This is a genomic window from Pseudomonas fluorescens (assembly GCF_004683905.1).
Lineage (GTDB): Bacteria > Pseudomonadota > Gammaproteobacteria > Pseudomonadales > Pseudomonadaceae > Aquipseudomonas > Aquipseudomonas putida_A.
This window is the reverse complement of record NZ_CP038438.1, coordinates 3,904,231-3,926,568: the sequence shown is the minus strand read 5'-3', so window position 1 is coordinate 3,926,568 and position 22,338 is coordinate 3,904,231. Positions and strand designations below refer to the sequence as shown.

Here is a 22,338-nt window from a genome sequence, read left to right as displayed (position 1 = left end):
TGCCTTTGCTCTGAGAAGCGTGGAGTACAAATGCGCTATTTCTGGGTTAACTGATATTTCGGTTTCCAAATACTCAGGTGATTCAGGCAATGCCACGAGTTATGTTAATGTGCCATCATGTGAACGGTATGGAGAGTCGTGATGGGTTGGAAAGGGACTGTACGTTCGCTGCAAGCGTCTGCGCGGCGATCAGAGCGCAACGCTCATCGCCGTCAGCGTGAGCTTGAAAAGCGACAGAAAGAGTACGCAAAGATGGAAGCGCTGGAACAAGCAGCGTATGAAGTTGAGGTGTACGAAAATCACGTAGATATCCTCCTTTCGATGCACAAGGAGTGTGCCGAGCCTGTGAAATGGAAGCGAATTCTCTCCAATCCTGAACCTAAACAGCCTCTCAAGAGCGGTGCTCTTGAGCAAGAAGCTACGCATGCGGCCGCTACATATCACCCCAATTTCTGGGCTCGGCTTTTCAAGCTAGAGGCTCGTCAGCGCATGGCCCTGGAAGGAAAAATTGGCACCGCGCAGGCGGAAGACGAAAGGCAATATCAGGCTCAGCTTGATGAATGGAAAACTGCCCATACCGAGTGGGCGGAGGAGAGGGACATTGCGATCCGTATCCTTGATGGTGACCGTCAGGCCAAGCTAGATGCCATCGAAGCTTTCGAGTCGTTTGCAGAAATATCACACCTCGGCTCAGCTATTCAGATGATTGTTCATGAAGGTGGTGTCTTAGAAGCGAAAGTCGCTATTCATGGCTCCGACGTGATTCCGACCGAAATAAAATCTCTACTCAAAAGCGGCAAACTGTCGACCAAAGCTATGCCTGCTGGGCGGTTCAACGAACTTCATCAGGACTACGTGTGCAGTTGCGCCCTGCGAGTAGGTCGAGAGTTGTTGGCAATCCTGCCGGATGACCTGGTCATCGTCACCGCTCTGGACAATGTGCTCAACAGCTCGACAGGTCATATGGAGGAGCAGCCGATTCTGAGTGCTGCGTTCTCTAGACCAACTGTTGACGGACTTAACCTCGAAACCATCGATCCGTCTGATGCGATGAAGAGTTTTGTCCATAACATGAGTTTCAAAAAGGGCGCTGGATTCTCGGCTGTTGCCGCCCTTGATGCTCAGCGCTTCGCCGTAGTCGTATAACTGAATCATCTGAGAATCCAGAGAATGACATGGCAAACATAAAAAAAATTGGCTTGTACACAGGCATATTGGGGGCTTTGGCATCAGTGGCGGCGCTCGTCCTGCCAACCCCGGCGGTTTCGCACAGCTCCAGCGGCAACAACAGTCCGGTCATTTCTGGCAATGGCAATAACGTCAACTATCAATCCGGCTTTCCCGATCTTGAAACGATAAGAGCCCAGCGTCCCAATATTAGTGATCAACAATACGCTGCAATTAAACCCGGCATGACTTATGAACAGGTGCTGGACATCGTCAAGATTCCCGGTAAGGAGGCTGCCAGTGGCGGCAACGTGCAGGTCTATACGTGGGGGACGGAGGTGTACGTATATATGGTGGTGACCTTGGTGGATGGCAAGGTTCAATCCAAGTCACATTGACGCGGTTTCAAGGTATTGCATCGCCCACCGGCGGGATGCGCATTAGAGAAAACTCAAGATTGAGAGTCAACGCTTAAGCCTGATTTTTCTCACTGGCTCCCGACCGTCATCACAAAGCCAATTTTGGTGCTCTAGAATGAGCGCTTGCTTAAGCCGGGAGAAGAGTTATGACTGTTCAGCTCAAGAAAGAACACCTGCAAACTGCTAAATATACCTACACTTGGAAACGCGACAACGGTGATGGTAGATACGCAGGCCCTAAAGATCGGTCGCGTGTCGACAAAGACGAGGGCTACGAGGTTCTGGAATTCATCGAGAACCTGATGAACAAGCACAGCAAGAAAACGCTGGGGGATGTTCATAATGCCGAGAACGCGCTCCATGCAAAAGAGCTGAGTGCCGTAGTAATGCGTGATGACCTGAACGCAAAGGTTAAAAAAGCGTTGGGCTGGTAACCTACTCGGCAACTCCTCAATGCCCGCCGGCTTGCCGGCAGGCATTTTGTTGGTTCGATGAAGGGATTGCATGACAAGGCGCAACGCATTTTTGAGAAGGCAGCAGGAGCGAGTGGAGACGAGCAGCCCCACCACCAGCGGTGATCGGGTTGGCACTGAATCTGTTCGTGAGAAAGCGGATTGGCTTTCTTTCGTAGAAAAGCTCTCGCAGATCGTTCTCGTGGTAGTAGCAGTTTTCGGCTATTTCTACACCGTGAAACCCATCTACCAAAAGGATCGGCTGGAAGAGCAGGTTGCTGAGTACGAGGGCATCCTGAAAGAGCAACGACCCAAGGTTGCCGCGCTGGAAACCCAACTCAAGTCCCTGGCGGCTGAGCGAGACTTCGCCAAGGGTGAGCTGGAGGGCTTAGAGCGCAGTCTCAACGCTGCTCGCCAGGATAAGAAGCAGCTCCAGAATCAAACGCGCTACATGGAGTACAAGTACTACACGGCGGAGGGGATGCCGGCCGTAACGGATAAGCAGGTGGCTGATGCTCAAGGTCGCGGAATAGAGGCTTCCTATCTATCAAGCATAAAAATGTTTTGCGGGCTTGTCGGTATAAGGACTGAAGAATTCGGAAGTTTTCGCAGTTCAAAAGACATGCCTAAGGACGAATTCTACCCGTTCACCAAAAAGGAGATGGCTATTTGGAGTAGCGTCGGCGCTAAGCTAGTTGTCGATAGAGCTTTAAGTTGTGTTAAAGCGCAAAGTGCAAGTTATTCCAGGAAGTATGCAGATGACCCAGCCCACAAGATTTTAATCGCTGCGGCGGAGAAGGTCCTTCTACAGAACATCAGCGAGCGTGCTACCAAGAACCCTTGGAGGCCAAAAGTTGAGCCTAAGGATATTATCGCTGAGCATCGTGGAGCGCTTGAAGGTTTCAAGCGTCGGAAGGCTGAAGAAGTGGCGAAAGCTGAGAAGGATTATGGCGGTTGGGAGAACGTGTGGGGAGATGCTCGGCGTACTATTGCCAAACAAAACTACGAAACGGCGATGAAAAACGCTGAGATCAAAGCCTGGAGTGACAGCTTTGGCGCTAATTATGCCGCAGAATCCAAAGCAAATGATTTTGCTCAGTCACTCAACAAGGCCTCTGCTGATCTAGTTCATGCCAGTATTTCAAACCAATAAGCCACGGGTTGACTCTCTCAAGCCGCCCTAGGTGCCATAGGCAGATCGAGAGTTCCCACTGCGCTGATAAAGTCCCTGGCAGACAACTCTGCAGCTTTGAAGATTCCGGTCGACCTTTTCTTGTGCATCGTCAAAATCACGCGAGCCAAATCGACATAATGATCGAGATTTTCTTTTGCTCGTTAGGATTGATCTGCTCATCAATGAGCGCCTGGGCCTGGTTGCGTGCCTTGTGGATGTCTGTCAGGGATTTGCGCGGCCAGGAGCCACAGGCGTACTCTTTGTTTTGGTCGCCCCAGCGATACCGATAGAAAAAGCTGACTGATACACCGTCCTTACGCACTGAGATTCGACCGGAGAGATTGCCATCTTCCCTGAGGATGCGGCCGGCATCTTCAGCGGTCAGCGACTCGAACTCTTTGATGGTGATTTTGGCCATGAAATGGGTTCCCCCTACTTTTACCCCCACAAAAACGTCGGCTCTTGATGGACGTTCTTGGACACTCGTAGAGCAGAACACCGCTGGAGCTCAAGTAAATACTCGCTTGGAAAAATCCAGAGTGAAATTTTGGAAGCTTTCAAGAAATATGAAAAAAGAGATGGGGTGCTAGGGGTCGAGTGTTCGAATCACTCCGTCCCGACCATTATTCCTGAGTAAAATCAGACACTTAAGCCGATCATCTAGATCGGCTTTTTTGTGCCTGCGCAAAGCTCGCGCAAAAAAAGGTCGCTGGATGAAAAATTTGGATCACTTGATAGACAAGCGGGATCCGGCGCTGCCCATCATTGAAAAAATGCTGGGGGAAGCCGTACTCAACTATCAGTTACTCCCTCCCTCCACCGAAAATGGCAGAGTTCTTTCAGGTCTTCAGCTCACGACTAAATCGACGTTGGGTGCGATCGCCTTCGAAACGGGTGGGCTGTTGATTGATCACGGCTGGTTACGTGTGCTCGGCTCCGGGCATCCGCAATTACCGCGAAATCTTCTGGATTGGAATGGCGGCCGTGCTGATGCTTATATGTTGGTCGCCGACGATGCTGCTGGAGGTTTTTTTGCTCTCAATGGCGGTGGTTTGGGTGAAGAGGTTGGGGCGATGTATTACTGGGCGCCTGACACGCTGTTGTGGGAGCCATTGCACATTACTTACACCGACTTTCTGGGTTGGGCGTTGAGTGATCGGCTCGCGACCTTCTACGACGGTTTGCGCTGGAACGGCTGGATTCACGACCTGCAGGCGCTGGAAGCGGATCAGTGCTTTTCGTTTTTCCCGTTTCTCTGGACTCGGGAAGGCTCAGTCGAAAAGAGTCGCCGTACGGCGATTGATGTCAGCGAACAGTTCGAAATGAATGTCGAGTTGGCACGCAAGCTCGGCAAAGGTTCTGCGCAGTTACTCTGATGTCGGGTTGATACTCTGCCTGCCAGGGCTGAAGATGCTCGCTCAAATACACGAATGTTGCAGGCCACATCTTTTCCGTCATTGGTTCATAAGAAAATGGATAAGTTATCTCGCTTGAACTCGCTTTTGATTCAGCACAATGCAGTCGTTTCGCTGAATATCGAAATTCAAGACTTCAAGTACAATCTGGCCTTGACGATGTCGTCGCTCGATGACGCAGCAGAAAGCGCTATCACTATAAATTTTCAGGATGTCAGTGCGCTTGATCTAAGTGGCTTTGGCGGCGGATTGACTCAATTCATGGAGCTCGTCGTTACCCGAATCGATCGTGGGCTCGACAGAATCAGATATGAATTAAGAGACGTAGAGGACGAAAAAATTTCCTTCTACTTCTTTACCTTCAGCGAGCCGAGCCATGCGCAGCAGTGTTGCGGGGTTTGATAGACCGTACTGTCAGTGCGCTCGCCTCTGATGCGCCATTAAATATTGGCGATCGGTTGCCGATACTCCGGTATCTAAATTCCGATCGAGCGAAGGCGCATGGACATCAGCAATACCAGCAGTGAATATCAAAAGCCGAAAAATCTCGCAGGGCTGGGCCGTCGCTGGGGTGGGCAGATCATCGATACGTTGATCACCTACTTTTTGATCCTCTTCGTAGGACGGCTGGCGGAGTTTATTGGTTTGCCGCCAAATGTGGTGGCTGTCCTGGCTCTTGGTACGGGTGTGGCGTATTACCTGTTTTCCGACGCAATGCCCAACGGGCAAAGCCTGGGTAAAAAGCTGCTGGGGATGTCGGTGATTGATGAGCGTAGCTACTTGAACTGCAATCTGTATCAATCGTTCATACGCAATATCACAACGCCGTTTCTGAACATCCTCGACTGGATTTTCATCTTCTTTGGCTCGCGCAAACGCCTGGGCGACATGCTTGCGTCAACAATTGTGATTCGTGTCAGGTGAGTCAAGTGGGGCGACGGCAGTCGCCCAAGTGTTAAGGTTTCGAATCTTGCTGAATGTCCTCCGAGTCACTGGAGGTTGCGGCGTCCTTCTGCGTTTCTTGCGGTTCGGCGCCGGAGTTTGAGCCTGACGCTTCTTCGCCTTTTTTATTGGCTTTTTCCTCGTTGGACTCTGAGCTTTGCGCCTGATTTGTGCCGGAGGAGGCCGTCGGTGTTGCTGCCGAACTGGTCTGCGTGAAGAGCGAGCCAGTCAACAGCAGGCTTGCAAGCGTCAGGGTTGCAATCGACTTGTTCATGATCTGAGTCTTCCGCGAGATGTGGGTAACTCTTTGGAGGCATGAACAGGCCTAAGGTGCTGGCCGTTGGACGAGCGGTAAAGTCACAGATACCCGGCCCAATGTGAAAGTAGAAGGATTTCTACCAAGCCGACCACAAACATGACCGCGACAAAGCGCCGCGAAAACACCGCGCTATATTTTGCGGCCTTGCAAGTCGGCCCATTCAATCCCGAAGCGGCTCAGGTATTTTCTCAAGCGATCTGCATCATTCGGCTGCGCCTTGGCCTGGCGCGATACGCCGAACAGTCTGCGTCCGGCATCCGACAGACTGTCCGCTTGCCGACATACTTCAATTACCGCTTTCAATTGCAATCGATCAAACAGGTCGAGGCTATCGGCGTCTCCCGGGAGGTCATCCGACACGCCGTCCGCTTGCGCCAGCCCCCACGCATAACGCAGCCGATCAATTTCTTCCTGCACTTGCGCCTCATCAATCCGCCCGCTGTCCGCCAGCGTGGCCATCCGGGTAATCGACGCTGACAGTTCGCGAAAGTTGCCCAGCCATGCTGCTTCCCGAGAGCTGGCGAAGGAGAGGTAGCGTCGGCGCGCTTCGAGGTTGAAGCGCACCAGTTGGCCGTGATCGCGAGCGTGACGTTCGAGCTCGAAATCGATGTTGGGCTCGATGTCTTCGCGGCGGCCGGCCAGGCCGGGCAAATCAAATGTCCAGAGGTTGATGCGTGCGTACAGATCCTCGCGGAACAGGCCTTCGGCGAAGCGGCTGCGCAGATCGCGGTGAGTGCCGGCGATGATCAGGAAGTCGCTGTCGACCTCCTTGTCGGAGCCAAGCGGAAAGAAGCGCTTTTCTTCGATAGCCTTGAGCAGCATCGCCTGTTCGTCCGCGCCCAGCTCACCGATTTCATCGAGAAACAACATGCCGCCGTCCGCAGCGCGCAGCAGGCCGTCGCGGGCGTTTTGCGCGCCGGTGAAAGCGCCTTTGACGTGACCAAACAAAGCCGACATCGCACCGTCGCCCCGCAGGGTGGCGCAGTTCACCTCAACAAACCGGCCCTGCACTTGATGGCGATTGCGTTTGAGTTCGTAGATGCGTCGGGCAAGAAACGATTTGCCGGCGCCGGTCGGGCCGATCAGCAGCATGGGCGCCTTGGAGCGCACGGCCACGCGTTCAATCTGTTCGATGGAGCGGTTGAACGCCGCGTTACGGGTGGCGATGCCGGACTTCAAGAACTCCAGGCCTTCGAGGCGTTTGTTGGCGAAACGCGAGGCAATGCGGTCATAACGCGACAGGTCGAGGTCGATCAGCGCGTGAGTGCCGGTGGCTTGTTCATCTTCGCTTTTGCGTCGGGCGGGGGAGGTCTGGATCAGGCGCGCCGGCAGATAGCGTGCTTCGGTCAGCAGGAACCAGCAAATCTGCGCGACGTGGGTGCCGGTGGTGATGTGAACCAGATAGTCCTCGTGCTCGGTATCGAAGCTGTAGGCCGTCGTGAAGTCATGTAGTGCGCCGTAGACCTCTTCGAAATCCCACGGATTGCGCAGTGCCATGGGGTGCAGGTGTACCTCGGTTTCCGGCGAGACCTGCTGGATATCGGCGCGAACCCGTTCAGCGAGGCTGATGTCGCGCGCGTCGATACCGTGAATCAGTTCCAGACGATGGATCAGCACGTCCGGTTGCTGGCACAGGCCAACGCTCGGTCGCCAGTGGCTCCAGCGATTGGCGCCTTTGCCAACGCGGTCCAGGGTGGCGCCGATAAAACCGATGGCGACGGTGCGTTTGTTGGGCATGGCTATCTCAAAAGATAAATGACGATATCAGATGATAGGTTTCTCACACTGGGTTTGTCTTTGGTTCAGCTCAAAGAAATCGATAAAAAATAAAAAAACTATATAAATCAATAAGATAAAAAATAAATTTTGCGCCTCTCAAAAACTGGCACAGCCGCTGCAATACCTATCGCAACGAACAGGACAACACAGCGAGACGCCACGATGGCCAACTTCAAACTCTTCAACACGCAATCGAAACAGCTGCCAGCCTGCGACACTTTGAATGCCTCCGGCGCCTCGGCATATGCCTACACGCCGAAGCATCAACTGGCTCAACTGGCGGTCACCGGTTGCCTGAACCAGACGTTTTACGCCAGCGCTGAAAGCCAGCTGGATCAAGTGTTGAAGCTGGTGGCTGAACTCGACAGCCGTTTCGTGGCGAAGGCTGCTGTCTACGCTCGCCAAAAGGGCCACATGAAAGACATGCCGGCATTGCTGCTCGCGGCGTTAACGGCGAACCGTTCGACGCTGGTGCCTGAGGTGTTTGAACAAGTGATCGACAGCGGCAAGATGTTGCGCAACTACGTGCAGATCCTGCGCAGTGGCGCCACCGGGCGCAAATCCCTCGGTTCGCAACCCAAGCGTCTGGTGCAGAACTGGCTGAACCGCGCGACCGAACGTCAACTGCTGCAAGCGTCGATTGGCAACCAGCCATCGCTGGCGGACGTGGTGAAGATGGTTCACCCAAAGCCGGCTGAGGCCTGGCGCGAAGCGTTCTTCGCCTGGCTGATCGGCAAACCGGTGGATGTGCAGGCATTGCCCGAGTTGACCCGTGATTTGCTGGCATTTCGCAGCGGTGCGAGTCGCGAAGTCCCCGCAGTACCGTTTCAACTGCTCGGCAACGAAATTCTGAGCAAAGAGCAATGGGCGGCGCAGGCCTGCAACATGGGCTGGCAGGGGTTGCGCATCAACCTCAACACCCTGGCGCGGCATGGCGCGTTCGAGGTTCCGGGTTGCGTCGAGTACGTGGCCGCGCGACTTGCAGATCCGCAAGAAGTGGCCAAGGCGCGGGTTTATCCGTACCAGTTGCTGGCGGCCTACCGGATGGTTGGCGATAACGTTCCGCTGCAGATCCGCGAGGCATTGCAGGACGCACTTGAGTTATCGCTGGCCAACGTGCCGAAGCTGGAAGGCGCGGTGGTGGTATGCCCGGACGTATCGGGTTCAATGGGCAGCCCAGCGACCGGTTATCGTCAGGGTGCAACCACCGCAGTGCGTTGCATTGATGTGGCGGCACTGGTCGCGGCGGCGGTGTTGCGCAAACAGCCGGCGGCGCGGGTGATGCCGTTCGAAGTGAAGGTGGTGGATATCAAGCTCAATCCACGGGACAGCGTGATCAGCAATGCGGAGAAACTGGCCGCGGCCTTTGGCGGCGGCACCAACTGCTCGGCGCCATTGAAGAAACTGGCGGACAGCAAGGCCAGGGTCGATACGCTGATTCTGGTATCGGACAACGAGTCCTGGATCGACACGCGGCGCCGTGGTGCCAGTGAGACCATGCTCCAGTGGGAGCGCATCAAGCGGATCAACCCGCAGGCACGGCTGGTGTGCATCGATATCCAGCCGGGTTATGCAACGCAGGCAGCCGACCGCGATGACATCCTGAATGTCGGCGGTTTCAGCGATGCGGTGTTCGATGTGGTCGAGCAGTTCACCAGCGGTCGTTACGGTGCCCAGCACTGGGTCGAAGCGATCGAGAAGATGCAATGAATTGATTTGTCACAGGCGCTGAATGCCGGTGGGACTACATCCAAGACGTCTCATCAAACCCTTGTCAGCGTGTGTGACGGCACGAATGCCTGATGGCTGTACATCTGAGGCCGGTTAACCCCGGTGCGCGGCGACGCGCAACAGTCATCAACTTTTGTCGTGCCACCTTATTGGAAAAGAAAGCAGCGAATGCAACAGGTACTCCATCGGAACGCGGGTTCGAATCCCGCCCCGGCAACGGGGGCTCGACTGGCAGAGCCACAGTGTCTGTTTTTTTGTCGCTGCACATGACGGAACAACGCCGAATCATCGGCCAACGAATAAAGAATAGAGAAATGAAAGCACACACTTACCAACTGCTCGAAGTCGCCAACGGCAAGCCGATCAAACTCTGGACCGAAGGCGTCCCGGTGGAAAACGAGGCCCGCGAGCAGCTGATGAACACGGCAAAGATGCCATTCATCTTCAAGCATCTGGCGGTGATGCCGGATGTGCATCTGGGCAAGGGCTCGACTATTGGCAGCGTGATTCCGACGGTGGGCGCGATCATCCCTGCGGCCGTCGGCGTGGACATCGGTTGCGGCATGATCGCCGCACGCACGTCGTTGACCGCAGCCGACTTGCCGGACAACCTGCAAGGTCTGCGCAGCGCCATCGAGCAAGCGGTGCCCCATGGCCGCAGTTCGAACCGTTCTCGGCGCGACAAGGGCGCGTGGGACGAGATTCCGCAGCAAGCCGATCTGGCCTGGGCGGGGCTTCAGCCACGTTTCAAACTGATCACCGACAAGTACCCGAAACTGACCAACACCAACAACCGTGGGCATCTGGGCACGCTAGGCAGCGGCAACCACTTCATCGAAGTGTGCCTGGATGAAGCCAACCGGGTCTGGTTCATGTTGCACAGTGGTTCTCGCGGTGTCGGCAACGCCATTGGCAACCTGTTCATTCAGATGGCTCAGGCGGATATGCGGCAACACATCGCCAACTTGCCGGATCGTGACCTGGCGTACTTCGAAGAAGGCAGCCAGCACTTCGATGATTACGTGGAAGCGGTGAGCTGGGCGCAGGACTTCGCCAGACAGAACCGCGAATTGATGATGCGCGCGGTGATTCAGGCCACGCGCCAGATCATTCGCAAACCGTTCGAGGTGGCGCTGGAAGCGGTCAACTGCCACCACAACTACGTGCAGAAAGAGCGGCATTTCGGCGAAGAAATCCTGGTCACCCGCAAAGGCGCGGTGTCGGCGAAGAAAGGTGAACTCGGGATCATTCCGGGTTCGATGGGCGCCAAGAGTTTCATTGTGCGCGGCCTGGGCAACGAAGAGTCGTTCAGCTCCTGCAGCCACGGCGCCGGCCGCACCATGAGCCGAACGAAGGCAAAGAATACGTTCACCGTCGAAGACCAGATCCGCGCCACGGCGCATGTCGAGTGCCGCAAGGACGAAGCGGTGATCGACGAAATTCCGATGGCCTACAAGGACATCGACAAAGTCATGCACGCCCAGCGCGAGTTGGTGGAAGTGCTGCACACCCTGCGGCAAGTGGTGTGCGTCAAAGGATAAAAGGATCAGCAGTCATGGAATTTGCAGAACGCCACCCGCTGTGTGCCACGATGCGTGCGCGGGTACTGGAAGAGTTGGCGCGTATAGAGCGCGAGCGCAATGTCACGGTGTTGTACGCCTGTGAGTCCGGCAGTCGGGCCTGGGGCTTTGCCTCGACCGACAGCGACTACGACGTCCGGTTCGTGTACGTGGAAAAACCGCAGTGGTTCGTTCAGGTCGACACGCCGCGCGCTGTGATCGAGCGGCCATTGGACGACGAGCTGGACGTCAGCGGCTGGGAACTGCGCAAGACCCTCGGGTTGTTGCGCAAGTCCAACCCGACGTTGCTGGAGTGGCTCGACTCGCCATTGGTGTACCGCAGCGAAAGCGCGCAGGTTACGCAACTGCGGGAGCTGGCCGAAGCGTTCTACAGCCCGCCGGCAGCCCGCAACCACTATCTGTCGATGGCGAAAAACAACTTTCGCCAGTACCTGCAAGGCGACAGCGTACGGTTCAAGAAGTACTTCTACGTGCTGCGGCCGTTGCTGGCGGTGCGCTGGATCGATCAGGGGCGTGGGCGTCCACCGATGACCTTCGCCGACCTGCTGACCACGGTCGACGACCGCGCACTGCTGGCTGAAGTCGACGAACTGCTGGCACTTAAACGCAATGCCGACGAGCGCGCCTACGGCCCGCGTCGTCCGGCGCTGCACAGGTTCATCACTGCCGAACTCGAGCGCGATGTGCCCACATTACTCAGAACTCAGGAAGACTCGCGACGACTGGATGATTACCTCAGGGAGACCGTCGGGTTGTACGCGTAAGGATTGAAATGGAACAGCAAGTGATTGAACTGGACGGCGCGATTGGCGGCGGTCAGGTGTTGCGCAGCGCGCTGAGCCTGTCGATGGTGACGGGCCAGGCGTTTCGCATTAAACAGATTCGTGCCCGCCGCAGTCGGCCGGGATTGTTACGCCAGCATTTGACGGCAGTGATGGCGGCCGCCGAAGTCTGCGGCGCACGGATCGCGGGAGCGGAACTGGGCTCGCAGGAGTTGCGCTTCGAGCCGGGAGCGATTCGTTCGGGTGATTACCGGTTTGCGATCGGCACGGCCGGTAGTTGCACGTTGGTGTTGCAGACATTGCTGCCGGCGCTGTTGCAGGCGCCGGGCACAAGTCGCGTACGGATCAGCGGCGGTACGCATAATCCGTTGGCGCCGCCTGTCGATTTCCTTACGCGCAGCTGGTTGCCGTTGATGCGGCGCATGGGTGCCGGCATTGAGCTGGATCTGCTGCGTCACGGCTTTGTCCCGGCCGGTGGCGGTGAGATCGACGTCACGGTGCAGCCGTCGCAACTGACGCCGCTGGACCTGTGTGAGCGTGGGGCGCTGCTGTCGCAGCAAGCCTTGGCGCTGACGGCCGGTCTCGCACCGAGCGTCGCCGAGCGTGAACTGAATCAGGTGGCGAAACGCTTGCGCTGGGCAGCGGAAACTTTGCATCCGATCACGCTCGACCCGGCGCGTGGCCCCGGTAACGTGCTGTTACTGGAGTACGTGTTCGAGCAGGTCACCGAAGTCTTCAGTGCCTTTGGCCAGGTGTTGTTACGGGCGGAGAAGGTCGCTGATACCGCAATCAATCAGGCGACAGACTGGTTACGCAGTGACGCTGCGATGGCGGAACACCTCGCCGATCAGTTGCTGCTGCCGATGGCGCTGGCCGGCGGTGGATCATTTACCACCCCAAGGATGACCGAGCATCTGCACAGCAACATCGCGGTGATCGAGCGCTTCTTGCCGGTCACTATCGAATGCTCGGAAGAGGGCGCCGAGCGTCTGCGGGTTGAGGTCCGCAGCTGTCGCTGATCGCGTCGCAGGCCCGGATCAATCTCGCAAATGCGGCAATTTGCTGGCCCCCAGGCTTGGGCTTCCCCGGCAAACTCGCCTTTTTTCAAAAGGTTAGGTTGGCTATATGCGGACGATTGTCATAACCGTTGCAACGCTTTCCCTGGCTGCCTTCGCTTCGGCCATTGAAGCGAGGGAGTTGAGCAAGAGTCACCGGTTTGCCTGTACGTGGGGCTCGGACATCGCCGCCGGCGCACAACAGTCGAAGCTCTCGGGGATCTCGTTGTATGGCGCGCGCAAGCAGTTGCAGGTGCGCAAGTTCCAGCAACCGTGGATGCGCATGACGGCGATGGGGATTACCGAGCAGACCTACAACAGCACGTCGAAGCTCAAGCCGGCGGCGGTCAAGCAGACCTATTACGAACAGTGCGTGCGGCATGAGCTGGCCCAGCGATAAACCAAAAAGCCCAACCTGAAGAGGTTGGGCTTTTTCATGCCTGACGAAAAGTCAGCGTCACTTGTCAGTCTCGCAATTGAAAGCCTCACGGCAGTTGCCGTTGAAGATCAGGCAGGGATTGATCCGCATGGCGGGGTTCCTGACAGTAGGCGCGGAGAGAGGCGATTTTCGCCAGGTTCCGCGAAGGGCGGCTAAAACATAGAAGAGCTTTGGACGCTGCAAAGGCCAGTGTTTTTCCAGATGTTTTTCTCATGAAAAAGCGCAGTTTCAGCACGGATCAAACCTGCGGAGTACCATGGCACGCTCCATCCGCCGTCGAGCTCTGTGTTCCATGCCTTTGATTTCCCGCTTCCACGCTTTGTTCGATCAGGCCCGGCGCGCCTTGCTACTGGTTTGGGCGACATCCCGCGGTTTGTTTCTGGGCCTGGTGCTGGCGACCCTGATTGCCGGCGTTCTGCCGGCGCTGGCCGCATGGCTGGGTCAGCGCATTGTCGATGCGGTGGTGACGGCGATGCAGTTGCACGCGCAGCAGGGCGATGCACCGCTGTGGCCGGTGTTGCGTTATGTGCTGATGGAGGCGGGCGTGCTGGCGTTGTTGTCCGGTACACAACGGGCGCTCTCGGTGCAGCAGTCGTTGTTGCGGGTGCAGTTGGGGCAGAAGGTCAACACGCTGATTCTGGAAAAGGCGCAGACCCTGTCGCTGGTGCAGTTCGAGAACTCCGAGTTCTACGACAAGCTGGTGCGCGTGCGCCGCGAAGCCTCGACCCGGCCGCTGGCGTTGGTGATGAAGTCGCTGGGGTTGATCCAGAACCTGATCATGCTGATCAGCTTCGGTGTGCTGCTGGTGCATTTTTCGCCGTGGGCGCTGGTATTACTGGTGATCGGCGCGTTGCCAGTGTTCTTTGCCGAGGCGCATTTTTCCGGCGACGCTTTCCGCTTGTTCACCCGCCGTGCCCCGGAGAGTCGGCAGCAAAATTACATCGAAACCTTGCTGTCCCATGAGGCCTACATCAAAGAGGTCAAGCTGTTCGGCTTCGCGCCGTTGTTGTTGCAGCGTTATCGGGACACTTTTGCCAAGCTCTACGCCGAGGATCGGCGCCTGACATTGCGTCGTGATGGCTGGGGTTTCGGTCTCGGCTTGCTCGGTACAGGGGCGTTCTATCTGGCTTATGCCTGGGTGGTGATCGATGCGGTGCACGGCAATATCAGTCTCGGTCAGATGACCATGTACCTGGTGTTGTTCAAGCAGGGGCAGAGTGCGGTCAGCAGCAGCCTGAGTGCGATCAGCGGTTTGTATGAGGACGGTCTGTACCTGTCGAGCCTGTATGAGTATCTGGCCGAACCGGTGTTGGCTGATTGCGGTTATCTCACCGTTGGCGCGTATCCGGGTGATGGCCTGCGTTTTGAGAACGTCGGTTTCCGCTATCCGGGGGCCAGCCGTGCCGCACTGGAAGGCATCGATCTGCACCTGGTGCCGGGCAAGAGTGTGGCGCTGGTGGGGGAGAACGGCTCAGGCAAAACCACGCTGATCAAATTGCTGACGCGCCTTTATCGGCCCGATCAGGGTCGGATTCTGCTTGATGGCAGCGATTTGCAGGATTGGGAAGAGAACACCTTGCGGCGGCGTATCGGCGTGATTTTTCAGGACTACATTCGCTACCAGTTCACCGTGGGCGAAAACATTGGCGTGGGGGATACCTCGGCGTTCAACGATGAATCGCGCTGGCAGGCCGCAGCGGCCGAAGGCATGGCCGCGCCGTTCATTGAAGGCCTCGACCGTGGCTATGCCACGCAGTTGGGCCGCTGGTTTGCTGGCGGTCAGGAGTTATCGGGCGGGCAATGGCAGAAGATTGCCTTATCCCGGGCGTACATGCGCCGCGATGCCGACATCCTGATTCTCGACGAACCGACCTCGGCGCTGGATCCGGCAGCGGAAGCGGCAGTGTTCGAGCATTTCAGCCAACACACCGAAGGGCGCATGACCTTGTTGATTTCCCATCGCTTTTCCAGTGTGCGCAATGCCGATCAGATCATGGTGCTGGAGGGTGGACGGATACTGGAGAAGGGCGATCACAACAGCCTGATCGCTGCAAACGGGCACTACGCCAAGCTGTTCGATCTGCAGGCTCGCGGCTATCGCTAGGAATCCTGCGCGCTGCGCACCAATGCTGGGCCGGCCACGCGCGGCGCGGGTTTGGACTGCATCAGCGCATCGATCGCCTTGCGATAATTCTGCCCGCCCAGCGCCATGCTGTTGTTGTGGGTGGCACCCGGCACCAGAAGCAATCGTTTCGGTTGTCGGGCGGCGTTGAACAGCTGCTCGCTGAAGCGCGGCGGCACGAACGCGTCGGCCATGCCGTGCACCACCAGCAGCGGCATGTGAATTTCGGCGATCTTGTCGATGGAGTCGAATTTCTGCGACAGCAGCCAGCGTACCGGCAGCGAGGTGTTGGCCACCGCCGCCGCCACATCGGCGAGAGAGGTGAAAGTCGACTCGATCACCAGGCCTTTGACCGGCAGCGGGGTATGGTCCCGAGCCGCGTCCTGGCCGAGTTCGGCCGCCAGATCAATCGCCACGGCACCGCCCAGGGAGTGACCGTAGATCAGGCGCTTGCTCGGGTCGGGCTGCAGCAGTTTGAAGCGCTCCCACGCCACACGGGCATCTTCGTACACGCTGCTTTCCGAAGGCAGATCGCCCTTGCTCTGGCCGAAACCACGGTAGTCGATCGCCAGTACCGAGTAGCCGGCCGCGCGCAGTTGTTCGATACGAAACAACTGCCCGGTAAGGTTCCAGCGCACACCATGCAGATAGAGAATTGCCGGTGCATTGGCTTTTTCCGCCGGCCACCACCAGGCATGAATATTCTGCCCGGCCTTGAAGCTCTTGGGCTGCAAGTCGAGTTCCTGCACGCTGCCCGGCAAGCCGTGATACCAGCCGGCCGTGCCCGGTTCGATGCGAAACAGCAGTTTGCGCTCGGTGTGTTCGAGCACCGCACAACTCGTCGGCACGCCAATGATCAGTGCAGCCATGCAGGCGAACGCCAGACGGCGGCGACGCAAACGGGTCATGAAGGACAGGAACATTAAACGGTTCACCACAGCGCAGACAAAGAAGGCTTTTTACCAGAAGGCTCGGTCTGCGCGTGACTTTTTCGACCACCGTCTACTCGCAACGATTACAAAATGCTGCAGCTCAGCCCACGCGCAGGACGATTTTGCCGATGTGGTCGCCACCTTCCATGCGCGCATGCGCCTGGGCGGCATCGTTCAGCGAATAAACCTTATCGATGATCGGCAGGCAGCGTCCGGCGTTAAGCGCCGGCCACACGTGTTCGCGCAGTTGCTCGGCAATTTCGGCTTTTTCCTCTGCGGTGCGCGCTCGCAGCAAGGAGCCAGTGATCACCGCACGCTTGGCCATGATCGCCAACAGGTCGATGTCGTTGGCCTTGCCGCCACCAAGAAAGCCCAGCATCACCAGCCGGCCATCCATCGCCAGCGCGCTGACATTTCCGTTGAGGTACGAGGCGCCCATGATGTCGAGAATCGCGTTCACCCCCTGGCCTGCAGTTTTTTCGGCGATGACTGTGGCGAAATCCTGCTCGCGATAATTGATCGGCTGCCCACCCAGTTTGCTGATTGCCGCGCATTTATCGGCACTGCCGGCGGTGGCGAAGGCTTCGATGCCGAACTCGCGGCAGAGCATCAGCGCGGTGGTACCGATGCCGCTGGTGCCGCCGTGAATCAGCACACGCTGACCCCGCTGGGCGTCGCCGAGGCCGAACAGATTGGCCCACACGGTAAAGAAGGTTTCCGGGATAGCGGCGGCCTGCACCCAATCCAGTCCATCGGGGATCGGCAGGGTTTGCCCGGCCGGGACGTTGCAGTATTCGGCGTAACCGCCACCGTTGGTCAGCGCGCAGACCTTGTCCCCGACGGCAAACTGACTGACACCGGCACCCAGCGCCACCACTTCGCCGGCCACTTCCAGACCGGGGATCGGGTTCATGCCCGGCTTCATCGGGTATTTGCCGGCGCGTTGCAGGGCGTCGGGGCGGTTGATCCCGGCGGCATGCACGCGGATCAGTACTTCACCGGCTGCCGCGACGGGCAGGGACACACGTTTGGCTTGCAAGACTTCCGGGCCACCGGGTTGAGTGATTTCGATCCGGGTCATTTCGTTGGGCAAAGTCATGTCGATTCCTGTTGCTTGAGGTTCTGAAGATGGGAGCGCAGCCCGCGGGCAATGATTCCCTTCAATTTTCACAGACGCGTGGTTCAGTCACTGAGGGTAGCCATTTCAGGGCGTGCTCTAACAGGATCGCCACGGCAATCGCCCCTGCGGCGATCACGAAGAGCATTGCGTGCTGACCGCCCGTGGCATTGAACAGTGCCGAATAGGCAAATCCGGCCAGCGCCTGAAATGTGGCAAACGATACGGTGGCGCGGCTCCAGGCGATTTGCTGGCGATGGTGATCCGGCACCAGCTCATGCACGCGGGCCAAGGCCAGCGGGACGATGCCGGGCGGGAATGAACCGATGATCACTGCCAGCACGGCTAACGCGATGAAAGAGTGGGAAACCGCCAGCAGTCCCAGCGCAATCGCCTGCACCACCAATACCAGCCGGATGCCCATCCGCGCGCCAAGCCTGTCCGCGAGAAAGCCGTAACTTACCGGGCCGACAATTGCGCCCAGGCCATACATCACCCAAACCAGTGCACCAATCTGCGCCCCGGCACCGAGCCCGCGAGCCACGTAATCCACCAGAAACACCATGGCCGGCACCAGACCTGCGGCCATGAATGCGTATTGGCCGAACAGCAAATAGACGGCGGAGGGCGTTGGCTCAACCGTCGCGCCTGCGTGAATGGCGATCGGGTGCGGTAGATCAGCAGGCCAGCCAAACCAGCTGATCGCGGTCAGCAACAACGACAATCCGCCCAGTCCCAACCAGGTGGCGGGCAGGCCCATATTCAACAAGGGCGGGACAAGGGTTCCGGAGGCGGCGATGCCCAGGCCGATACCGAGAAAAATCGCACCGCTGGCCAGCCCTTTGCGGGATGCCGGCACGTGGGGCAGAACAGTCGCCGCCACCAGCACCATAATTGCGCCGCCGGTAATCCCCGACAACAACCGCCAGCCAAAGAACCAGCTCACCGACAATGGAAATGCACAGGCAAAAAACGCTGCGGTGACCAGCAGCATCATCAGTCGCAGGGCGTTTTTATTGCTTAGTTGCCGCGCTATCGGCCGGCCGAGCAGGGCGCCGATCAGATAGCCGACCAGATTGGCTGCACCGAGGTAGACCACATCGTTGGCAGAAAACCACTGCGCCTGAATCAGCGAGGGAATAAGCGGTGTGTAGGCAAAACGCGCCAGACCAATGCCGACCAGGCTGGCGCAGAGTCCCGAGAAAATCGGTAACGCTGAGGTGGATGTACGCATGACAGCATTCCTGAGGAAGGTCTATGGCGCTCAGGATATCGGCTATCTTTGCTGCGGTAATGCAGCGATTTGGCTTTATAGTGATGCAAATTCGCATCGGTTGGGGGCAGCATGAACTGGGATGATGCGCGGGTATTTCTCGCAGTATGCAGAGAGTCGACCTTACGCGGCGCAGCGCGGGTTCTGGGGGTGGATCAGGCGACCGTCGGGCGACGGATCACGGCGTTGGAAAAGTCCCTGAGCGCGACCTTGTTCCTGCGCACCTCCGACGGCTACGCATTGACCGCGGTCGGCGAGGCCGCGCTCAAAAGCGTGGAAAAAATGGAGCATTCGGCGCTGGAACTTGAGCGGCAGATTCAGGGCCTGGATGATCGTCTGACCGGCACCGTTCGCGTCAGCACCACCGACTCGCTGGCCATCGACTTCCTGATCCCGGCCATTAGCCGCCTGCACGCGCAGCACCCGGACGTGCGTGTGCAACTGGACGCCTCCACGCAGATCCTCAGCCTGGCCAAGCGCGAGGCCGACATCGCTGTGCGCAATACCCGGCCTGACAATCCCGATCTGATCGCGCGGCGGATTGCGCGCTGGCCCGTGGGATTGTTCGCATCACAGGCGTATATCGACGCCCATGGCATCCCGCCTCAGGGTACCGCGTTCGAAGGCCATGATCTGGTGGTCTACCAACCGTATTTGCAGACGCACAAGGACATGACGCTGGTTTGCGAACCGCTGCATCGCGGGCGGATTGTCGCCAGTCTGAGCTCCAGTCTGCTGGTACGCCGCTCGATTGCGGCTGGCCTGGGCGTAGGAGAAATTCCGGTATACATGGGCGAGCGCGATGGCCTGATCAGGCTTTGGCCGGAGCGCAATCGCCCGCAACCGTATGAGGTCTGGCTGGTGACCCACGCGGACTTGCGCCACACCGCACGGGTCAGGGCGGTGATTGAGCAGATTGTCGAGGCGTTTGCACTGGAGAATGAGTGACGGCTCAAAGCGCTTTGGAGAAGCTACATCGTCTGATGAAACGCCCTACATCCACAGCAGAATCTGCCGGCTTGTGGGCTTGGAGCGCCAGTCCTAAGGTTGATGCAACTCGCAGCGCCAGGAAATCGGTGCGCCAGAGAAGGTATCGCTAACCCAGGGAAGGGGATCGGATTGAAAGCCAGGGAATTCGAGCAATATCAAAGCTTCGACACATTGAGCAAAGGTCGTAACACACAAGCCATGAACGCTATCAGCCGTGAAGAATTCAACGCCAGGATCGAGACCATCGAGGCAAGGATGGATGCTCGGGTAGAGCGAGTGCATGCAGATATCCGAGAGTTCCTTTGCTCCCAGGCAGAGCGAGACAAGGCGAATGAGCGCATTCAGGTCGAACGGGATAAACGCTACGACTCGATGATTCAAGGCATTGCCATCGAGTCCAGAGAGGCGCTCAAAAAGGCGGGTTCCGTGAATGCCAACGTCTGGATGGCAACGGCTGTGCATCTGTTTGGTGTGGTCAGCATTGTCGTGGGTGGCTATTTCGCCAGTCAGGCCAACCTGTATGCAGCGATACAAACAACCTTGGCGGCGGTTCAGGCGGGCAAAGATGTCGGTGCTGCCAAGCCTGCCGAGTTGCCATCATCGGTGTTGCCAAAATAAAAAAAACGGCCTTCAATCGAAGGCCGTTTTTGTTGGCTTTGGAAACCCATGCCTCATGGCATTTGCGGCAGCTCTTGCGGACGCAGGTCAAACACCAGGACTTCGGCATCCACGCCATTGCTCAGGGTCAATGCCTGTTCCTCGCGAACCCGCACGCCATCACCTTCCTGCAGCAACTGGCCATTGAGTTCAACACTGCCGCGAGCGACATGCACGTAGGCGTAACGGTTGGCCGACAGTTTCAGGGTGGCGCTTTCCTTGCCGTCGAACAACCCGGCGTAAACCCGCGCATCCTGGCGTACTGTCAGCGAACCATCGCTGCCGTCCGGCGAGATGATCAGTTGCAGGCGACCACGTTTTTTTTGCGCACTGAAGTGCTCCTGTTGATAGCGCGGTTTGGCGCCGCTGATCTCCGGCACAATCCAGATCTGCAAAAAGTGCACGGGCTTGGTGGCCGAATGGTTGAACTCGCTGTGCGCCACGCCGCTGCCGGCGCTCATCAGTTGTACGTCGCCAGGGCGGATCACCGAGCCGGTGCCCAACGTGTCTTTATGTTCCAGCGCACCTTCGAGCACGTAGGAAAAGATCTCCATGTCGCGATGCGGGTGCTGGCCGAAACCTTTTCCGGCGGCAACGCGGTCATCGTTGATCACCAGCAGGTCGGAAAAACCCTGTTCACGCGGGTCGCGGTAGCTGGCAAAGGAAAAGGTGTGGAACGACTTCAACCAGCCATGATTGGCGAGGCCACGATCGGAGGCTTTGCGAAGAGTCAGCATGATGAAATCTCCTGGGGGGACGTGAATTCGTCCGAGTGAGGAGAAGGTTACTGTTTACTCTTCGGGGTAATAAGTAGATGGAAATTGAAATACTGTCCCTTTCTGGTTGACAGTTGTGTGCGCTTGATCACGTATTTTTTTCCGACGATTGTGTCGCAGTTGGCCATAATGCTCAGCCAGTCTTGTCCGTCCATTTTTCATTATCAGTGATGTGTACCCCATGAAAACCGTGGCCATGGTGTTGTTCCCCGACTTTCTGCTGCTCGACATGGCCGGGCCGCTGGAAGTGTTTTCGGTGGCCAATCGCTATTTGAAACCGGAGTCGCACTATCAGCTGACGACCCTTGGCACCGAGCGCGGGCCGTTGCGTGCGTCCAACGGTGTGCTGGTACACACCGACCGGCATATCGAACAAGCCCTTGAGCGCTACGATTTGCTGCTGGTGCCAGGAGGGCCGGGGGCTTACAACGAAAAACACCCGGCGTTGCTGGCCTGGCTGAAAGCGGCGGTGCCCTGTGCCGAGCGATATGGTTCGATCTGCACCGGTGCCTTCGTGCTCGGCCATGCCGGGTTGCTCGACGGCTATCGGGTGACCACTCACTGGAACTACACCGAACGCCTGATCAAGGCATTTCCAAGGGCGAGCGTCGCCACCGACCAGATTTTCATTGAGGATCGCAATCTGATCACCTCTGGCGGGGTCACGGCCGGCATCGATCTGGCGCTGGCGCTGGTGGCGCAGGATCACGGCAAGAAGTTGGCCCAGGACGTCGCCAAAGTGCTGCTGGTGGTGATGAAACGTCAAGGCGGACAGGCGCAGTTCAGCCCCTTGATGGCGGCGGTGGCGCCTCAGGAAACACCGATCACCCGAGTACAGAATTACGTCCTGGACCATCTCGACGAAGTGTTCAGTGTCGAGCGCATGGCAGGATTGGCCAACATGAGTGCACGGCACTTCGCGCGGACGTTTGTCCGCGACATCAATATGACGCCGATGGAGTTCCTGCAAAGTGCGCGTATCGACTGCGCACGAAATCTTTTGGAAACCACTGACCTGCCTTTGAAAACCGTGGCCTACAAGAGTGGTTTTGGCAGTGTTCGGCACATGCGTCTGTTGTTCGCGGAAAAACTTGGCCTTACGCCTGTGCAATACCGCGAACAGTTCAGCTAGAGCGATTCTGTCCGTTGTGCGCACCCGGATGTCCGTGCTGCGCCCTGTGTGAAGGTTGTGCCGTCATCGCAGGCTGCCAAGATAG

Annotated in this window: 22 protein-coding genes and 1 pseudogene; 16 read left to right on the top strand and 7 right to left on the bottom strand. The window is 57.6% G+C overall.

Annotated elements, in window-relative coordinates; translation table 11 throughout:
* Nucleotides 1–141 precede the first annotated feature (141 nt).
* The 4 genes from E4T63_RS17980 to E4T63_RS17965 all read left to right on the top strand — a co-directional run bounded on the left by E4T63_RS17980 (nucleotide 142) and on the right by E4T63_RS17965 (nucleotide 3,191).
* A complete protein-coding gene (locus tag E4T63_RS17980; protein WP_135296193.1) occupies nucleotides 142–1,146 on the top strand; it encodes a hypothetical protein in 1,005 nt (334 codons plus the stop codon).
* 29 nt (nucleotides 1,147–1,175) lie between these two features.
* Nucleotides 1,176–1,565: a hypothetical protein gene (locus E4T63_RS17975; RefSeq protein ID WP_016774052.1), complete on the top strand. Its 390-nt coding sequence runs from the start codon at nucleotides 1,176–1,178 to the stop codon at nucleotides 1,563–1,565.
* A gap of 167 nt (nucleotides 1,566–1,732) precedes the next feature.
* The gene (locus tag E4T63_RS17970; RefSeq protein WP_016774053.1) at nucleotides 1,733–2,020 is read left to right on the top strand and encodes a hypothetical protein; all 288 of its coding nucleotides are present in this window, start codon (nucleotides 1,733–1,735) and stop codon (nucleotides 2,018–2,020) included.
* 70 nt (nucleotides 2,021–2,090) lie between these two features.
* A complete protein-coding gene (locus tag E4T63_RS17965) occupies nucleotides 2,091–3,191 on the top strand; it encodes a hypothetical protein (RefSeq protein WP_135296192.1) in 1,101 nt (366 codons plus the stop codon).
* A gap of 169 nt (nucleotides 3,192–3,360) precedes the next feature.
* Here E4T63_RS17965 and E4T63_RS17960 read toward each other — a convergent pair.
* Nucleotides 3,361–3,630 (bottom strand): annotated as a pseudogene (locus E4T63_RS17960) (Arm DNA-binding domain-containing protein); the annotation flags it as partial.
* A 295-nt stretch (nucleotides 3,631–3,925) separates the two neighbouring features.
* Here E4T63_RS17960 and E4T63_RS17955 point away from each other — a divergent pair.
* The 3 genes from E4T63_RS17955 to E4T63_RS17945 all read left to right on the top strand — a co-directional run bounded on the left by E4T63_RS17955 (nucleotide 3,926) and on the right by E4T63_RS17945 (nucleotide 5,551).
* Nucleotides 3,926–4,588 (top strand): DUF2625 domain-containing protein, encoded by a 663-nt coding sequence (locus E4T63_RS17955; RefSeq protein ID WP_135296191.1) that lies wholly within the window; start codon nucleotides 3,926–3,928, stop codon nucleotides 4,586–4,588.
* 96 nt (nucleotides 4,589–4,684) lie between these two features.
* Nucleotides 4,685–5,029 (top strand): hypothetical protein, encoded by a 345-nt coding sequence (locus E4T63_RS17950; protein ID WP_135296190.1) that lies wholly within the window; start codon nucleotides 4,685–4,687, stop codon nucleotides 5,027–5,029.
* Nucleotides 5,030–5,128: 99 nt separating this feature from the next.
* Nucleotides 5,129–5,551: an RDD family protein gene (locus E4T63_RS17945; RefSeq protein ID WP_097088693.1), complete on the top strand. Its 423-nt coding sequence runs from the start codon at nucleotides 5,129–5,131 to the stop codon at nucleotides 5,549–5,551.
* A gap of 31 nt (nucleotides 5,552–5,582) precedes the next feature.
* On the opposite strand, the gene E4T63_RS17940 is transcribed toward E4T63_RS17945, so the two are convergent.
* Nucleotides 5,583–5,843: a hypothetical protein gene (locus tag E4T63_RS17940; RefSeq protein ID WP_027611570.1), complete on the bottom strand. Its 261-nt coding sequence runs from the start codon at nucleotides 5,841–5,843 to the stop codon at nucleotides 5,583–5,585.
* A 174-nt stretch (nucleotides 5,844–6,017) separates the two neighbouring features.
* Nucleotides 6,018–7,625, bottom strand: a complete 1,608-nt coding sequence (gene rtcR, locus E4T63_RS17935) for an RNA repair transcriptional activator RtcR (RefSeq protein WP_135296189.1) — start codon at nucleotides 7,623–7,625, stop codon at nucleotides 6,018–6,020.
* A gap of 204 nt (nucleotides 7,626–7,829) precedes the next feature.
* Between rtcR and E4T63_RS17930 the strand changes: the two genes are divergently transcribed.
* The 6 genes from E4T63_RS17930 to E4T63_RS17905 all read left to right on the top strand — a co-directional run bounded on the left by E4T63_RS17930 (nucleotide 7,830) and on the right by E4T63_RS17905 (nucleotide 15,358).
* Nucleotides 7,830–9,377, top strand: a complete 1,548-nt coding sequence (locus E4T63_RS17930) for a TROVE domain-containing protein (protein WP_135296188.1) — start codon at nucleotides 7,830–7,832, stop codon at nucleotides 9,375–9,377.
* A 335-nt stretch (nucleotides 9,378–9,712) separates the two neighbouring features.
* The gene (locus E4T63_RS17925) at nucleotides 9,713–10,939 is read left to right on the top strand and encodes an RtcB family protein (RefSeq protein WP_135296187.1); all 1,227 of its coding nucleotides are present in this window, start codon (nucleotides 9,713–9,715) and stop codon (nucleotides 10,937–10,939) included.
* A gap of 14 nt (nucleotides 10,940–10,953) precedes the next feature.
* Nucleotides 10,954–11,742 (top strand): nucleotidyltransferase domain-containing protein, encoded by a 789-nt coding sequence (locus tag E4T63_RS17920; protein ID WP_135296186.1) that lies wholly within the window; start codon nucleotides 10,954–10,956, stop codon nucleotides 11,740–11,742.
* Between the two features lie 8 nt (nucleotides 11,743–11,750).
* Nucleotides 11,751–12,779, top strand: a complete 1,029-nt coding sequence (gene rtcA, locus E4T63_RS17915; protein ID WP_135296185.1) for an RNA 3'-terminal phosphate cyclase — start codon at nucleotides 11,751–11,753, stop codon at nucleotides 12,777–12,779.
* Nucleotides 12,780–12,885: 106 nt separating this feature from the next.
* A complete protein-coding gene (locus E4T63_RS17910) occupies nucleotides 12,886–13,215 on the top strand; it encodes a hypothetical protein (RefSeq protein ID WP_007961262.1) in 330 nt (109 codons plus the stop codon).
* Between the two features lie 331 nt (nucleotides 13,216–13,546).
* A complete protein-coding gene (locus E4T63_RS17905) occupies nucleotides 13,547–15,358 on the top strand; it encodes an ABC transporter ATP-binding protein (protein ID WP_135296184.1) in 1,812 nt (603 codons plus the stop codon).
* On the opposite strand, the gene E4T63_RS17900 is transcribed toward E4T63_RS17905, so the two are convergent.
* From E4T63_RS17900 to E4T63_RS17890, 3 genes are all read right to left on the bottom strand, one after another.
* Entirely contained in the window at nucleotides 15,355–16,299 is a 945-nt protein-coding gene (locus E4T63_RS17900; RefSeq protein WP_135296183.1) for an alpha/beta hydrolase, read from the bottom strand. The two genes, E4T63_RS17905 and E4T63_RS17900, sit on opposite strands and share 4 nt — an antisense overlap.
* A gap of 109 nt (nucleotides 16,300–16,408) precedes the next feature.
* Nucleotides 16,409–17,407, bottom strand: a complete 999-nt coding sequence (locus E4T63_RS17895; protein WP_134786800.1) for an NAD(P)H-quinone oxidoreductase — start codon at nucleotides 17,405–17,407, stop codon at nucleotides 16,409–16,411.
* A 61-nt stretch (nucleotides 17,408–17,468) separates the two neighbouring features.
* A complete protein-coding gene (locus E4T63_RS17890) occupies nucleotides 17,469–18,659 on the bottom strand; it encodes a YbfB/YjiJ family MFS transporter (protein ID WP_135296182.1) in 1,191 nt (396 codons plus the stop codon).
* 111 nt (nucleotides 18,660–18,770) lie between these two features.
* Between E4T63_RS17890 and E4T63_RS17885 the strand changes: the two genes are divergently transcribed.
* Together E4T63_RS17885 and E4T63_RS17880 are read left to right on the top strand one after the other, a co-directional pair.
* Nucleotides 18,771–19,646, top strand: a complete 876-nt coding sequence (locus E4T63_RS17885; RefSeq protein WP_103367635.1) for a LysR family transcriptional regulator — start codon at nucleotides 18,771–18,773, stop codon at nucleotides 19,644–19,646.
* Between the two features lie 171 nt (nucleotides 19,647–19,817).
* Nucleotides 19,818–20,306 (top strand): hypothetical protein, encoded by a 489-nt coding sequence (locus E4T63_RS17880; RefSeq protein WP_245223391.1) that lies wholly within the window; start codon nucleotides 19,818–19,820, stop codon nucleotides 20,304–20,306.
* Between the two features lie 53 nt (nucleotides 20,307–20,359).
* On the opposite strand, the gene E4T63_RS17875 is transcribed toward E4T63_RS17880, so the two are convergent.
* Nucleotides 20,360–21,082: a pirin family protein gene (locus E4T63_RS17875; protein WP_095136690.1), complete on the bottom strand. Its 723-nt coding sequence runs from the start codon at nucleotides 21,080–21,082 to the stop codon at nucleotides 20,360–20,362.
* Between the two features lie 220 nt (nucleotides 21,083–21,302).
* Here E4T63_RS17875 and E4T63_RS17870 point away from each other — a divergent pair, with 220 nt between their 5' ends.
* The gene (locus E4T63_RS17870; RefSeq protein WP_135296181.1) at nucleotides 21,303–22,253 is read left to right on the top strand and encodes a GlxA family transcriptional regulator; all 951 of its coding nucleotides are present in this window, start codon (nucleotides 21,303–21,305) and stop codon (nucleotides 22,251–22,253) included.
* Nucleotides 22,254–22,338 lie beyond the last annotated feature (85 nt).

Excerpts from the sequence above, each read along its gene's own strand:
- E4T63_RS17980 (WP_135296193.1), top strand. The coding sequence starts at position 142 with ATGGGTTGGAAAGGGACTGTACGTTCGCTGCAAGCGTCTGCGCGGCGA.
- E4T63_RS17975 (WP_016774052.1), top strand. The coding sequence starts at position 1,176 with ATGGCAAACATAAAAAAAATTGGCTTGTACACAGGCATATTGGGGGCT.
- E4T63_RS17970 (WP_016774053.1), top strand. The coding sequence starts at position 1,733 with ATGACTGTTCAGCTCAAGAAAGAACACCTGCAAACTGCTAAATATACC.
- E4T63_RS17965 (WP_135296192.1), top strand. The coding sequence starts at position 2,091 with ATGACAAGGCGCAACGCATTTTTGAGAAGGCAGCAGGAGCGAGTGGAG.
- E4T63_RS17955 (WP_135296191.1), top strand. The coding sequence starts at position 3,926 with ATGAAAAATTTGGATCACTTGATAGACAAGCGGGATCCGGCGCTGCCC.
- E4T63_RS17950 (WP_135296190.1), top strand. The coding sequence starts at position 4,685 with ATGGATAAGTTATCTCGCTTGAACTCGCTTTTGATTCAGCACAATGCA.
- E4T63_RS17945 (WP_097088693.1), top strand. The coding sequence starts at position 5,129 with ATGGACATCAGCAATACCAGCAGTGAATATCAAAAGCCGAAAAATCTC.
- E4T63_RS17940 (WP_027611570.1), bottom strand. The coding sequence starts at position 5,843 with ATGAACAAGTCGATTGCAACCCTGACGCTTGCAAGCCTGCTGTTGACT.
- rtcR (WP_135296189.1), bottom strand. The coding sequence starts at position 7,625 with ATGCCCAACAAACGCACCGTCGCCATCGGTTTTATCGGCGCCACCCTG.
- E4T63_RS17930 (WP_135296188.1), top strand. The coding sequence starts at position 7,830 with ATGGCCAACTTCAAACTCTTCAACACGCAATCGAAACAGCTGCCAGCC.
- E4T63_RS17925 (WP_135296187.1), top strand. The coding sequence starts at position 9,713 with ATGAAAGCACACACTTACCAACTGCTCGAAGTCGCCAACGGCAAGCCG.
- E4T63_RS17920 (WP_135296186.1), top strand. The coding sequence starts at position 10,954 with ATGGAATTTGCAGAACGCCACCCGCTGTGTGCCACGATGCGTGCGCGG.
- rtcA (WP_135296185.1), top strand. The coding sequence starts at position 11,751 with ATGGAACAGCAAGTGATTGAACTGGACGGCGCGATTGGCGGCGGTCAG.
- E4T63_RS17910 (WP_007961262.1), top strand. The coding sequence starts at position 12,886 with ATGCGGACGATTGTCATAACCGTTGCAACGCTTTCCCTGGCTGCCTTC.
- E4T63_RS17905 (WP_135296184.1), top strand. The coding sequence starts at position 13,547 with ATGCCTTTGATTTCCCGCTTCCACGCTTTGTTCGATCAGGCCCGGCGC.
- E4T63_RS17900 (WP_135296183.1), bottom strand. The coding sequence starts at position 16,299 with ATGTTCCTGTCCTTCATGACCCGTTTGCGTCGCCGCCGTCTGGCGTTC.
- E4T63_RS17895 (WP_134786800.1), bottom strand. The coding sequence starts at position 17,407 with ATGACTTTGCCCAACGAAATGACCCGGATCGAAATCACTCAACCCGGT.
- E4T63_RS17890 (WP_135296182.1), bottom strand. The coding sequence starts at position 18,659 with ATGCGTACATCCACCTCAGCGTTACCGATTTTCTCGGGACTCTGCGCC.
- E4T63_RS17885 (WP_103367635.1), top strand. The coding sequence starts at position 18,771 with ATGAACTGGGATGATGCGCGGGTATTTCTCGCAGTATGCAGAGAGTCG.
- E4T63_RS17875 (WP_095136690.1), bottom strand. The coding sequence starts at position 21,082 with ATGCTGACTCTTCGCAAAGCCTCCGATCGTGGCCTCGCCAATCATGGC.
- E4T63_RS17870 (WP_135296181.1), top strand. The coding sequence starts at position 21,303 with ATGAAAACCGTGGCCATGGTGTTGTTCCCCGACTTTCTGCTGCTCGAC.